Annotated in this window: 11 protein-coding genes and 1 pseudogene; 8 read left to right on the top strand and 4 right to left on the bottom strand. The window is 72.4% G+C overall.

The features are described from left to right. The first annotated feature begins 44 nt into the window (after window positions 1–44). Window positions 45–920: a helix-turn-helix transcriptional regulator gene (locus ACGFIS_RS02240; RefSeq protein WP_392969093.1), complete on the top strand. Its 876-nt coding sequence runs from the start codon at window positions 45–47 to the stop codon at window positions 918–920. A 103-nt stretch (window positions 921–1023) separates the two neighbouring features. Here ACGFIS_RS02240 and ACGFIS_RS02235 read toward each other — a convergent pair whose 3' ends face one another. Next, the gene (locus tag ACGFIS_RS02235) at window positions 1024–2004 is read right to left on the bottom strand and encodes an ArsR/SmtB family transcription factor (protein ID WP_392910531.1); all 981 of its coding nucleotides are present in this window, start codon (window positions 2002–2004) and stop codon (window positions 1024–1026) included. 59 nt (window positions 2005–2063) lie between these two features. Here ACGFIS_RS02235 and ACGFIS_RS02230 point away from each other — a divergent pair, with 59 nt between their 5' ends. After that, window positions 2064–3257 carry an MFS transporter gene (locus tag ACGFIS_RS02230; RefSeq protein ID WP_392910534.1) on the top strand — a complete coding sequence of 398 codons (1194 nt, stop codon included), beginning with the start codon at window positions 2064–2066 and terminating at the stop codon, window positions 3255–3257. 61 nt (window positions 3258–3318) lie between these two features. Here ACGFIS_RS02230 and ACGFIS_RS02225 read toward each other — a convergent pair whose 3' ends face one another. Beyond that, the gene (locus tag ACGFIS_RS02225) at window positions 3319–4635 is read right to left on the bottom strand and encodes a KamA family radical SAM protein (RefSeq protein WP_392910536.1); all 1317 of its coding nucleotides are present in this window, start codon (window positions 4633–4635) and stop codon (window positions 3319–3321) included. Between the two features lie 411 nt (window positions 4636–5046). Here ACGFIS_RS02225 and ACGFIS_RS02220 point away from each other — a divergent pair, with 411 nt between their 5' ends. The 6 genes and pseudogenes from ACGFIS_RS02220 (at window position 5047) to argS (ending at window position 10720) form a co-directional block, all read left to right on the top strand. Next, window positions 5047–5772 carry a DUF998 domain-containing protein gene (locus tag ACGFIS_RS02220; protein WP_392910538.1) on the top strand — a complete coding sequence of 242 codons (726 nt, stop codon included), beginning with the start codon at window positions 5047–5049 and terminating at the stop codon, window positions 5770–5772. Further along, a complete protein-coding gene (locus tag ACGFIS_RS02215; protein ID WP_392910540.1) occupies window positions 5769–6668 on the top strand; it encodes an alpha/beta fold hydrolase in 900 nt (299 codons plus the stop codon). The genes ACGFIS_RS02220 and ACGFIS_RS02215 overlap by 4 nt, the downstream gene beginning before the upstream one ends. Then, window positions 6665–7024: a hypothetical protein gene (locus ACGFIS_RS02210; protein ID WP_392910542.1), complete on the top strand. Its 360-nt coding sequence runs from the start codon at window positions 6665–6667 to the stop codon at window positions 7022–7024. Before ACGFIS_RS02215 ends, ACGFIS_RS02210 begins: the two co-directional genes overlap by 4 nt. 89 nt (window positions 7025–7113) lie before the next feature. Further along, window positions 7114–7539: a hypothetical protein gene (locus ACGFIS_RS02205; RefSeq protein ID WP_392910544.1), complete on the top strand. Its 426-nt coding sequence runs from the start codon at window positions 7114–7116 to the stop codon at window positions 7537–7539. Between the two features lie 157 nt (window positions 7540–7696). Next, a pseudogene (plsX, locus tag ACGFIS_RS02200) lies at window positions 7697–8773 on the top strand (phosphate acyltransferase PlsX); the annotation flags it as partial. Between the two features lie 201 nt (window positions 8774–8974). Further along, window positions 8975–10720: an arginine--tRNA ligase gene (argS, locus tag ACGFIS_RS02195; protein ID WP_392910546.1), complete on the top strand. Its 1746-nt coding sequence runs from the start codon at window positions 8975–8977 to the stop codon at window positions 10718–10720. 3 nt (window positions 10721–10723) lie between these two features. Here the strand turns inward: argS and ACGFIS_RS02190 are convergent, their stop codons facing one another. Then, a complete protein-coding gene (locus ACGFIS_RS02190; protein ID WP_392910548.1) occupies window positions 10724–11635 on the bottom strand; it encodes an LLM class flavin-dependent oxidoreductase in 912 nt (303 codons plus the stop codon). Further along, window positions 11632–11877 (bottom strand): DUF2630 family protein, encoded by a 246-nt coding sequence (locus ACGFIS_RS02185; protein WP_392969090.1) that lies wholly within the window; start codon window positions 11875–11877, stop codon window positions 11632–11634. The genes ACGFIS_RS02190 and ACGFIS_RS02185 overlap by 4 nt, the downstream gene beginning before the upstream one ends. Between the last annotated feature and the right edge of the window lies 1 nt (window position 11878).

The raw sequence follows: 11878 nt of genomic DNA, 5'->3' as shown, positions 1-11878 counted from the left end.
TTAGCCTTACTTAATCCGAGCTCATATCGCTGAGAGGACAAGCTGTGCCGGTCACGAGTCACTACGGGAACGACCCGGAGACCTGCGAGGAGTACGGCTACGGCCTCGGCGCGCCCGGCGGGATCCTCGTGCTCAAGTACCGCTCGGCGGGCGGGCTGGCGATGGGCGAGGGCCGCCAGGACTTCCTGCACCAGCTCTACTGGTCCCCAGACGGCGTGCTCGCGTTGCTGTATGGCTCGTCCACCCTGTTCGCGGGCCCCGGTGAGGCGTTCTGGGTGAAGCGCGCGGTGAGCCACGACGTGCACGCGGGCGACCGGCAGACGGTCTACCGCGTCTGCCTGCGCGAGGTGCCGCCCGCCCTGGACGGCCTCCGCGCCGGACCGGTGACGGTCGACGCCGAGGCCGCACACCTCATCGAGGCGATCGCCCGCCGGGGCTGCGACGAGGCGGCCGCGCTCACCGCCCGCCGCCGCATCCTGACCGGCCTCGGCGCACCGCCCGCCGGCCCGCCCGCGGGCGTCCAAAGCACAGGTTCCCACAGCACGGGTTCCCACAGCACGGGCGTCCACGGCACGGGCGTCCACGGGGCGGGGTTCGCGCTGACGGTCGCCCGCGCCCTCTCCCGCGACCCCGCCGACCCGACCCGCCTCGACGAATGGGCCGACCGGCTGCGCGTGAGCGTCAAGACCCTCCAGCGCGACTTCCTCCGCGAGTTCGGCATGCCCTACACCCGGTGGCGGACCCGCCTGCGCCTGCGCGCCGCCCGCGTCCTCCTCGACTCCCACCCGGTCACGAAGGTCGCCCACCAGGTCGGCTACGCAAGCCCGTCCGCCTTCATCACGGCCTTCGCCAAGGAGTACGGCCAAACCCCCGGCACCTATGTCACCGATGCCCCGCGGGAAACGCCGGAGCGCGTCTAGTCCGTCGCCGCCCTGCCACGCGGGACGCCGGTCGAAACCGGGCCCCCGCTGCCTTCTACTGCTTCCTTCTTCGGCAGAGTTCGGAACGGGCGCGACCCCGGCGTCAGGGCGTGTCGGTCAGGACGTCGCCGGCGGCCGTGCGGCGGTAGAGGACGGAGCGGCCGGTGCGCTCCCTGGTGACCAGGCCCGACGCGCGCAGCACCGCGAGGTGGTCCCCGACCCCGCCGACGCTCATCCGGAGCCGGGCGCTCAGCCAGGTGGTGGTGGCGGGTTCGGCGAGCAGGCGCAGCAGATCCGCCCGGGTACGGCCGACCAGCTTGGCGAGGGCGTCCTCGTCGCGCGGCGTCCGGCCCTCCCACAGGGCCGCCACTCCCCTGGCCCGGTACATCAGCGTGTACGGCCAGCCCTGCTCGACCGCGAGGCCGAGTTCCGAGAAGACGACGGGCACGAACATCAGCCCGGCGCCGCCGAGCCGGCGGGTGGCATCGCCGCCGCCGGCGATGTCCACCTCGATCACGCCGTCACGCCAGCGCACCTGACGTGACAGACCGTCCAGCGCCTCTGCCCAGCCGTAGGCGGCCAGCCGGCCGGCGCGGTGGACTATGTCGCGTTCCGGAATCGACCGGACCACCGGCCAGTCGGGCTCCAGCAGGGCGCGCCAGGCGGTCTCCAGGCCGGTGGCGAGGCGCTCGACCATGTCCGTCGCGTCCAGGACGTTCCGGACGACGGCGGCAGGCTCGGGCAGGCCCCTCAGATTGCGGGCGACCTCCCGTCGTGCCTGGTCGAGTGGCGTCGCCCGCATCGTGGCGAGCTGCTCGGCGACCGTGAGGTTCGGCCGGGCGGGCGGCGGGCCGACGAAGTCGGCCATGTACCCGAAGCGGCGGCGCAGGAACACCAGCGCCCGAACGGCAGGGTCGCCCGCGATCGTCAGGTACCGGGGCCGCGCCCGCTCCACCCATGGGCGCAACGGCTCCGGCGGCACCCGGCCCGCCGCCAGGCCGAGCGCGTTCATGGTCTCCAGCAGCGGCGCGATCCCGAACCGGCAGGCGGCGATGTCTTCTGGGCCGACCTCGATCCGGTACATGTTTCGTTCCTCCCCGAAACATTGTCGCGGGCCGGAGCCATCGCCGCAGAGTCTCCCTTGTGACCGCTTCCCCCTCCGACTCCGCGCGGTACCGCGACGTTTTCGGGATCCCGGAGTTCCGGACGCTGTTCTCCCTGCAGACGCTGCAGGTGGCCGGCGACTCGATCCGCACGATCGCCTTGTCCGTGCAGACCTTCCAACGGACGGGCTCTCCGGCCGCGGCGGCGCTCGTCTTCGCCGCGAGCATGCTGCCGTACGTGGTGGGCGGCGCGCTGCTGCTCTCGCTCGCCGACCGTGTCCCCGCCCGGCGGCTCCTCACCGGCTACCATCTGCTGCGCTTCGCGGTCACGGCCGTGCTCGCGCTGGGCGGGTTCCCGGTGCCGGCGATCCTGGCGTTGCTGTTCGCGGTGGGGCTGTTCGCGCCGGTCGGGGGCGCGGCCGTCCAGGCACGGCTTCCGGTCCTGCTGCCCGGCGACGGCTACGTGCTCGGCCGGTCGATGTTCACGATGACGAGCGCGGGCGCCCAGATCGCGGGACAGGCCGCGGGCGGCCTGCTGCTGGCGGCGCTCAGCCCGGCCGGGACGCTCTGGCTGGCGGCGGGCGGCGCGGCCCTGGCCACCGTGCTCGCCCGTTTCCGGCTCCCGGACACGCCGGCGGCCGCGGCGAAGACGTCCTCGGGTGCGGCGCGCGAGACGTGGCGGGTCAACCGGCTGCTGCTGGGCGGGCGCACCACGCGCGGGCTGCTGCTCTCCGCCTGGCTGCCGATCTCCCTTTCGGTCGGCGCGGAGGGGATGGCCGTCCCGTACGCGGGCGGTCTGGGGAACCCGGACGCGGCCGGGCTGCTGCTGTCGGCCGCCGCGGCCGGGATGTTCGCGGGGAACCTCATTGTGGGCCGCTTGATCCGCCCCGGCCCGCGCGAACGTCTCACTCTGCCGTTGGCCGCGCTGACCGGTGCGCCGCTGGTGGTGTTCGTGTTCGAGCCCGGCCTGCCGGCGGCCTGCGCGCTGATGGCCGCGGGGACGTTCGGGCTCGGCTACGAGTTGACCGTCCAGCGGCGCCTGGTGGACGCGGTGCCCGAGCGAATCCGCGGGCAGGCCCTGGGCCTGTCGAACAGCGGCCTCATGACGGGCCAGGCCGCCGGGATCGGCGGGGCAGGCGCCCTCGGCGAGTTCCTGGCCCCGTCCCATGTCATCGTGCTGTGCGGTACGGCGACGCTGATCGCCTGCCTCGCCCTGACGCGCCACTTGCGCTGACGGGCCGGTGGTGAGCAGGTGTGGCGTGTCCGCCGGGTGGGCGGACACGCCACGGCGGGTGTTACCGCTGCCAGGGGAAGCGGTCGGCGAAGGCCGGCTTCAGGTCGTCCAGCCAGACCGCGTTGGGGTCGTACTTGGCGTAGAACGGCTTGCCGACCAGTTCGGCGTCGCGGCACTGGATGAGGTGGAGCGCGAACGCCTTCTCGCCGGCCAGGTCGACGACGCCGTCCACGCAGACCTTGCCCGGTGTCGCGGACATGGACGGGCCGCGGACGGTGCGGGCGAGGCCGGAGACGTTCTTGTAGGCGTCCCGGAAGATCCCGTACGCCTCGGCGAGCGGGACGGCGAAGTAGTCCTGCGGGCCCGTGTCGCGCTCGACGAACATGTAGTACGGGATGAGGCCCATCCGGGTCTGGGTGCGCCACATGCTCTCCCAGTCGGCGGCGCGGTCGTTGATCGTCCGGATCAGCGGGGCCTGGGTGCGGATGATCGCGCCGGTGTCGCGGATGCGGCGGCACGCCTCGGTGACCATGAGCGGCTCCAGCTCGCGCGGGTGGGTGAAGTGCGCCATGAACGCCAGGTTCTTGCCCGACTCCACGACCTGCTCGAACAGGCGGAGCATGTCGTCCGCATCGGGGTCGGTGACGAACTTCTGCGGCCAGTAGGCCAGGGACTTGGTGCCGATCCGGATGGATTCCAGCTGGTCGAGCTCCAGCAGCGGCTCGACGTAGCGGCGCAGGACCGTCTCGCCCATGATCATGGCGTCGCCGCCGGTGAACAGGACGCTGGTCACCTCGGGGTGCGCGACGAGGTAGTCGCGCAGGGCGGTGACGTCGTCGCCGGCCATCTTGAGGTCGGCCTCGCCGACGAACTGGGCCCAGCGGAAGCAGTACGTGCAGTACGCGTGGCAGGTCTGGCCCTGCTTGGGGAAGTACAGGACGGTCTCGTCGTACTTGTGCTGCATTCCCGGGATCTTCCCGTCGCCGAAGCTCGGGATGTTGAGTTCCATCTGGCCGGCCGGGTGCGGGTTCAGCTTCATCCGCACCTTGTGGGCGGCGGCCTCGATCTCGGCCTTGGGGGCCTCGCGGCTCAGGAGGCCGGCCAGGTGCGCGACGTCCTCGGGAGGGAGCATGTCCTCCTGCGGGAAGACCAGCCGGTAGATCGGATCGTCGGGCGCGGCCGACCAGTCGATGAGCTCCTCGATGACGTACGCGTTCGTCCGGAACGGCAGGACCGTGGCCACCGCCCGTGTCGCGAGGCGCTGCGCGGGCGACAGCCCCGCGCGAGCGGTGAGCTCGTCAAGGTGCTTCGCCGTGAAGGCGCGGAACTTGCGACCTGTGGACCGCACTGCGGGCGCCGCGTCGTTCACCAGTGTCACGTGTTGGTACTCCTTGCTGTCAGCGGGGAAGTGCGCCCCCGGCGCGTCGTCACGGAACGTGATCGAGACTGCTCAGGTCACCCCCATTCAACCGTTTGGGACGGGTTAATGCCGAATTGATACCCCCTACGTGGCGGGGAAAAAGCTGGTCAAGGACGATCCCGACAAATCGCCTGGACATCATCGTTGACCTTACCGTCCCTTGTACAACGACTACGGCAAGTCAACTTTTCCGTCAGCGAACGGTGAAGACCGGCGAGCGGCACCGGCGGCAGGCGCCGGCGCGGCGCTGCCAGCGGTTTCGCGCCAGAACCGCGCCCCGGGTCACACCACACCCCGAGTTCGGAAATACTGGACGGGCGGCAGGGTCGGGCGGCGGAGGGGGGCACGGTGAACTCCGGGAGGCCTCCGGTGGACTCCGGCGAGCGTGACGAGCCGGGCATCGTGCCCGCCCCGGTGATCGTCCTGACCGTCGTCGCGGCGATCGCCTACGCGACGTTCCTGGTGGGGAGCGTGCTCAACCCCGACCTCGACTTCTTCAACGGCTACGTGAGCGAGCTGTCGGCCGCCGACCAGCCGTTCCACTACATCTACGGCGCCGGGGACCTCGTCACCGGCGTCCTGACGATCCTGGTGGCGCTCAGCACGCTCCGCAAACTCACGCGCAGGCCCCTCGCCACCGCCGGATGGACCTTCCTCGGCCTGTTCGGCTTGTTCGCCATCGGAGACGCGGCCTTCCCGCTGGACTGCGCACCCAGCATGGACACCTGGTGCGCACTGCGGGAGCGTTCGGGGCACGTGTCGCTCTCCCACGAACTCCACGCGGTCACCAGCAGCGCCGTGGTCATCTGCTGGCTGGCGGCGCTCCTGCTGCTGTCACTGGCCGCACGCCGGTACCGGTGGTGGCCGGCCCTGGCCCGCTGGGGCTGGCGGCTCGCACTGGTCCAGACGGTGCTGGCGGCGTGCACGCTGACGGCCATGTACATGGGGCAGTGGCTCGGGGTCGTCCAGCGCGTCCAGATCTGCGTCCTGTGCCTGGGGCTGCTGGTCATCGCCTGGGCCCTGCACGCCGACCGGCGGGACGCGGCGCACACCGCACGCGCCGTCACGGCGGCGGGAGAGGGGGCTCGCCTGTGAGCGAGATCGTGAACGTGGGCCGCGAACAGGTCCACGTGGTCGAGTCCGGGCCCGCGGACGGCGTTCCGCTGCTGCTGACCGCCGGGCTGGGCGGCGCCTGGTTCGACTGGGTCCCGACCACCGAGCTGCTGCGGGACGAGTACCGGGTGACCGTGTTCGACCGTCCGGGGCTCGGCCTCAGCCCGGCCGGGAACGCGCGGCCCACGCTCCGGCGCGACGTCGCGACCCTGGAGGCCCTGGCGGAGCGGGCCGGCCGGCCCGTGATCGTCCTCGCGCACTCGATGGCCGCGTTCCATGCCGAGGCGCTGGCCAGGCTCCGTCCCGGCCTGGTCAGGGGGATGGTGCTGGTCGATCCGAGCTACGAGCGCGACCCGCGCGCGGCCGTCCGCCTGGCGGCCGTGCTGACCCCCCTGGCCGCGGCGACCGGGGTGGTCCTCGGCGCGACACGCCTGGCCAAGGTCGCCGGGCCGTGCGGGCGCCGGCTGATCCTCAGGAAGACCAGCCGCCGCGACGAGGCCGTCCCGGACGACGTCGTGCGGTCCGTGTACGGGCGCGGGACCGTGATCGGAACGGTCATCGCGGAGGAACTGGCCTACCGGGAGATGGCCGCCGACCTGGCGCGGCTGCGCGAGCGCCGTCCGTTCCCGCCCGTCCCGCTGGTGGTCGTGACCGCGCTCGGCGACGTGGCGGACCCCGGCGAGAAGCACGAGTGGGCCGAGGGCCACGCGCGGCTCGCCGCGATGAGCCCGCACGGAAGCCGTGTCGAACTGCCGGACGCGCTGCACATGGTCCCGCTCGACCGGCCGGACGTGCTCGCCGACGCGGTCGCCGAACTGCGCCGGGCGGAGGCCAGGGTGAAAGACGCTGCGGGAGACGCAGTGGGAGACGCGCCGTGAATCGGCTCCTCGCAGCCGTACTGGCCGTGCCGCTCGCCCTGGCGGTGTCGGGCTGCGAGACGACGCAGCGGATCTCCGAAGGGGCGTACCGCAACGCCGTCACGGGCGGCACCGTGGACGAGTTGAAGGCCCAGGGCATCGAGCTGCGGGAACGTCCCGACTGCACGACACCCGAAACCGGAGCGCACTCCGTCGTGCGCGTGAACTGCACCGCCCACACCTGGACGGGCGAGCCGGTCATCGTGGCCGGTGTCGCCTACCGCGCGGACACCGGCCGTCCGCACGAGTCCTATGTCGTGACCGTCGGCGGACGTGAAGTGGTCCGCAAGGACTGCCTCGGCGCCGGCTGCCGCTGAGAACCCGGCAGGGCAACGAATCCGCATACGGAACGAAAAGATCGAACACAAAGCGCATACACCCTCCTACCGTCGGTGACACCGTCAGCGTGGAGATACGTAGCAAGATCCGGCAGATAGGCCGCAAGAAGGCCCTGATCCTGGGGTCCGCCGCGCTGCTCGTGCTCGCGGTGGCGGGCGGCGGCGCCTTTCTGCTGCTGTCCGGCCGCGAAGAGCTGACGTACAAGACCCAGTCCGCGCTGCGCAAGGCGCTGCCGGTGACGGCGGCGGCCGAGCTGCACGAGCGCGGCGTGACGCTGGCGTCGCCGCTGAAGTGCGAGGACCTGCCCGGCTGGACGAAGGAGAGCCTGCGCGTGTCCTGTACCGGCACGACGTCGGACAAGAAACCGGTCGAGGTCCTCGGCAGCGGTGAGCGGGAGACGGCCGAGAGCCACTACACGATCCTCGTGGACGGCCGCCCGGTCGTGGAGAACGCGTCCTGCCTGGGCGCCGACTGCCACGCCGAGGAAGGCTAGCCGTACCGCCCGGAGAGGCCGGTGGCGCCGCCGCCGTACGGGGTGACGATCGCCACTCCCGGCGGGTGCCGCCAAGGCGGGTGAAGGAACGTCCTACGATGCGATGAGCTGCGTTCTTGCGGCGCACCGCTTTTCCTTTCACCCTCCTGGAGCGGCCATGTCCGGCACTGGCGATCCGTCGCGCCCGGCGAGGCGTCACCGTCAGGCCGTCCGTCCGCTGCCGATCGCGGTCGACACGATGGGCGGCGACCATGCCCCGGGGGAGATCATCGCCGGGGCGGTGGACGCGGTCCGCGAGCACGACATCCGGCTCGTGCTGGTGGGGCAGGCCTCGCGGATCCGCCGCGAGCTGGACCGGTACGGCATCGTCGGCAAGATCCCGATCGTGCACGCCGACGAGGCCCTGGACATGGGCGAGGGGGCGCTGGCGAGCTGGCGCAAGCCCCGCTCGTCCATCGCGATCGCCTGCCATCTGATCAAGCAGGGCCGGGCGTCGGCGCTGGTGTCGGCGGGCAGCACCGCCGGGGTCGTCGCGACGTCGCGGCTGCGGCTGAAGGGCCAGCAGGGCGTGATGCGCCCCGCGATCGCGGTGGCGCTGCCGACACGGCCGCGTCCGACGATCCTGCTGGACGCGGGCGCCACCACCGACGTCAAGCCGGAGGGGCTCGTCCAGTTCGCCGCGCTCGGCACCGCGTACGCGCAGATCCTGCTGGGTCTCGACCGCCCGTCCGTCGGGCTCCTCAACATCGGCGCCGAGCCCGGGAAGGGCAACAAGCAGGTCAAGCGGGCGCACGAACTGCTCGCCGGCGGCAGCCACGGCATCGAGTTCGCGGGGAACGTCGAGGGCCACGACCTTCTGACCGGGCGGGTGGACGTCGTCGTCGCGGACGGGTTCACCGGCAACATCGCCCTCAAGACCATGGAGGGCACGATCCGGACGGCGTTCGCGGAGGTCCGCGACGCGATGACGTCCACCCCGGCCGGGCGGATGGGCGCGCTCCTGCAGCGCCGCCGCCTCCAGGACCTGCGCGACCGCCTCGACCCCGACACCTACGGCGGCGGTGTGCTGCTCGGGCTGAACGGGACGGTCGTCACCGCGCACGGCGCGTCCAACGCCCGCGCCATCACGTCGGCGTGCGAACTCGCGCACCGGCTCGCCGCCGGGCGGATCGTCGAGCGGATCCGCGAGCAGGTCGCGCTGACCCGCACGTCCCGGTTCGGCCGCTGGACGCACGGCGACCGCGACGGCGCCGACAAACCGGCCGACAAACCCGCCGACAAGTCCGCCGAGAACGCCTCGCGCGCCCTGGAGGCCCGCGCGTCCGGCAAGGGGCCCGCCGGGGACACCGTCCCCGATCGCAAAGAGCCGCCCACCACGCCGTAGCCCCCGGAAAACCGTGTCCGGGCGGGGGCGGCGCGCCGATAGCCTTGTGGCATGCCCGATCCGCAACTCGTACTCGCCGCCAGGGTCCAGGCCGCGCTCAGCGCCGCCTTCGGGCCGTCTCACGCGGACACCGACCCGGTCATCCGGCCGTCGCAGTTCGCCGACCTTCAGGCCAACGTGGCGCTGCCGCTGGCCAAGAAGCTGGGCCGCAAGCCGCGAGACGTGGCACAGGAGATCGTCGCGAACCTCGACACCGGCGACGTCGTGTCGGACGTGCAGGTCAGCGGGCCGGGCTTCATCAACCTCACGCTGAGCGACGGCTGGATCGCCGCCGAGGCGCAGCACGCCCTGGAGGACGAACGGCTCGCCGTCCCCGCCGCGGACAAGCCGCAGAAGATCGTCGTCGAGTACTCGTCGCCGAACGTGGCGAAGGAGATGCACGTCGGGCACCTGCGGACCACGATCGTCGGGGACGCGATCGCGCGGATCCTGGCGTTCCTCGGCCACGACGTCGTGCGCGACAACCACGTCGGCGACTGGGGCACCCCGTTCGGCATGCTGATCGAGCACCTGATCGACCTCGGCGAGGACGCCGCCGCCCGGGACGACTCATCCGTCAGCGACCTGACCGCGTTCTACCAGGCCGCGCGGGAGAAGTTCGACGGCGACGCCGAGTTCGCCGACCGGTCCCGCAGGCGGGTCGTGGCGCTCCAGGCGGGCGACGCCGAGACGCTGCGGCTCTGGCAGGTCCTCGTGGACGTGTCCAAGCGGTACTTCAACGCCGTCTACGGGCGGCTCGGCGTGACGCTCACCGACGACGACATCAAGGGCGAGAGCTACTACAACGACCTGCTCGCCCCGACCGCCCAGGAGCTTGAGGACAAGGGCATCGCGGTGATCAGCGAGGGGGCGCTGTGCGCGTTCCCGCCCGGGTTCACCGGCCGCGAGGGCGAGCCGCTGCCCGTGATCATCCGCAAGAGCGACGGCGGCTACAACTACTCCACCACCGACCTCGCGACGATCCGGTACCGCGTCGACACCGAGCACGTCGACCGGATGGTCTACGTGGTGGGCGCGCCGCAGTCGCTGCACTTCCAGATGGTGTTCGCCGTGTCGCGGATGGCGGGCTGGCTGAACGGCGACGTCGAGGCCGAGCACGCCCAGATCGGCAACGTCCTCGGTACCGACGGCAAGATCCTGCGGACCCGGGCCGGCGGCACCGTCAAGCTCTCCGAACTCCTCGGCGAGGCCGTCGAGCGCGCGGGCGCCGTGTTCGACGAGATCCAGCACGACGAGCCGTTCGACGACGCGACCCGCGCCGCGATCGTCCAGGACGTGGGCATCGGCGCGGTGAAGTACGCCGACCTGTCGGTCGCCCGCGACAGCGAGTACATCTTCGACTTCGACCGGATGATCTCGTTCCACGGCAAGACCGGCCCGTACCTGCAGTACGCGGCGGCGCGGATCCGGTCGATCTTCCGGAAGGGCGGGCTGGAGCCGCAGGACGCGACCGGCCCGATCGTCCTCGGCCACCCCGCCGAACGCGCGCTGGCGCTGGAGCTGCTCGGGTTCGGCGCCGTCCTGAAGCAGGCCGGCGACACCGCCGAGCCGCACCGGCTCGCGAGCTACGTCTACGCGGTCGCGGACGCCTACACGACGTTCTACGAGAACTGCCCGGTGCTGAAGGCCCCGGACGAGGCGGCGAAGGCGTCCCGCCTGGCCCTGTGCGCAGCGACCCTGCGGACCCTGACCACCGGCCTGGCCCTCCTCGGCGTCCCCACGCCCGACCGGATGTAGGAGTCAGGCCCGGCCTGCGGCGGCGACCCCGCCCCTTTCGCGGGTGACCTGTTCGCGGACGGCCGGGACGACCTCCAGGGCGAACACGGCGAGTTGATCGGGGTCGCCGCCGAACAGGAACGAGTCGATGCCGTGGCCGATGGCCAGTTCCGTCAGCTCGTAGATCCACTGGCGCGGCGGCCCGTGCAGGAAGCCCCGCGAGTCCCGCCCGTCGACCGAGCCCTCCAGGACGTAGACGCGGCGGATCTCGGCGGGGTCGCGGCCCGCCCGTGCGGCGGCGTCGTCGAGGCGGCGCTGGCCGTCCGCGAGACGGCTCGGCGGGACGAGTGACGACGGCGCGATCCAGCCGTCCGCGACACGTCCGGCGAGGTCGAGGCCGCGCGGGCCGGTGACGCCGAGCCAGATGCCGATCTGGTGCGCGGGCGCGGGGCCGCTCTGCACCGCCGTGAACCGGTAGTGCTCGCCCTCGAAACGCAGCCCGTTCTGGTCGCTCCAGTGCAGCCTGATGATCTGCACGGCCTCCTCAAGGGCCTTGCGGGCCGCGGCGGCGCCGAGCCGTCCCGCCCCGTACGCCTCGATGCCGTCCCAGGACGTTCCCGCGCCGAGGCCGAGTTCGACGCGGCCGCCGCTGAGCAGGTCCATCGTCGCGATCGACTTCGCGAGCGCGGCGGGCGGGCGCAGCGGCAGGCACGCCACCGCCGGCAGCACCCGGATCCGGGACGTGACGGCCAGCGCGGCCGCCATCAGCGCGGGCGCGTCCGCCGTGTCACGCCGGTACGGCTGGTCGCGGACGCCGAGGAGGTCGAGGCCGAACCGGTCCGCGTCCTGTGCGGTGCGGATCAGCGGGACGGACGCGTCCGGTGCGAGGGACACACCGAACCGCAGCGGCCCGCGCCGCGTCCGGGCCGGGTTCACTGCAGGTAGCCTTCGACCTCGTCCGGTGGCCGGACCCGCTCGCCGCCGGGGTCCTCGCCGGCCTCCAGCCGGGCGCGGCGGCGGCGCAGCAGGTCCCAGCACTGGTCGAGCGCGACCTCCAGCCCTTCCAGCCGCCGGTGCTCCTCCTCGCGCCCGAGGTCGCCGCGCTGGTAGCGCTCGCGGAGCCGCTGCTCTTCGCCGACGTACTCGTCGATGCGGGCGAGGATGTCCTTGTCGTCCATC

Source organism: Spirillospora sp. NPDC048824, assembly GCF_043198455.1.
GTDB lineage: Bacteria > Actinomycetota > Actinomycetes > Streptosporangiales > Streptosporangiaceae > Spirillospora.
This window is presented reverse-complemented; position numbering and strand designations above follow the sequence as displayed.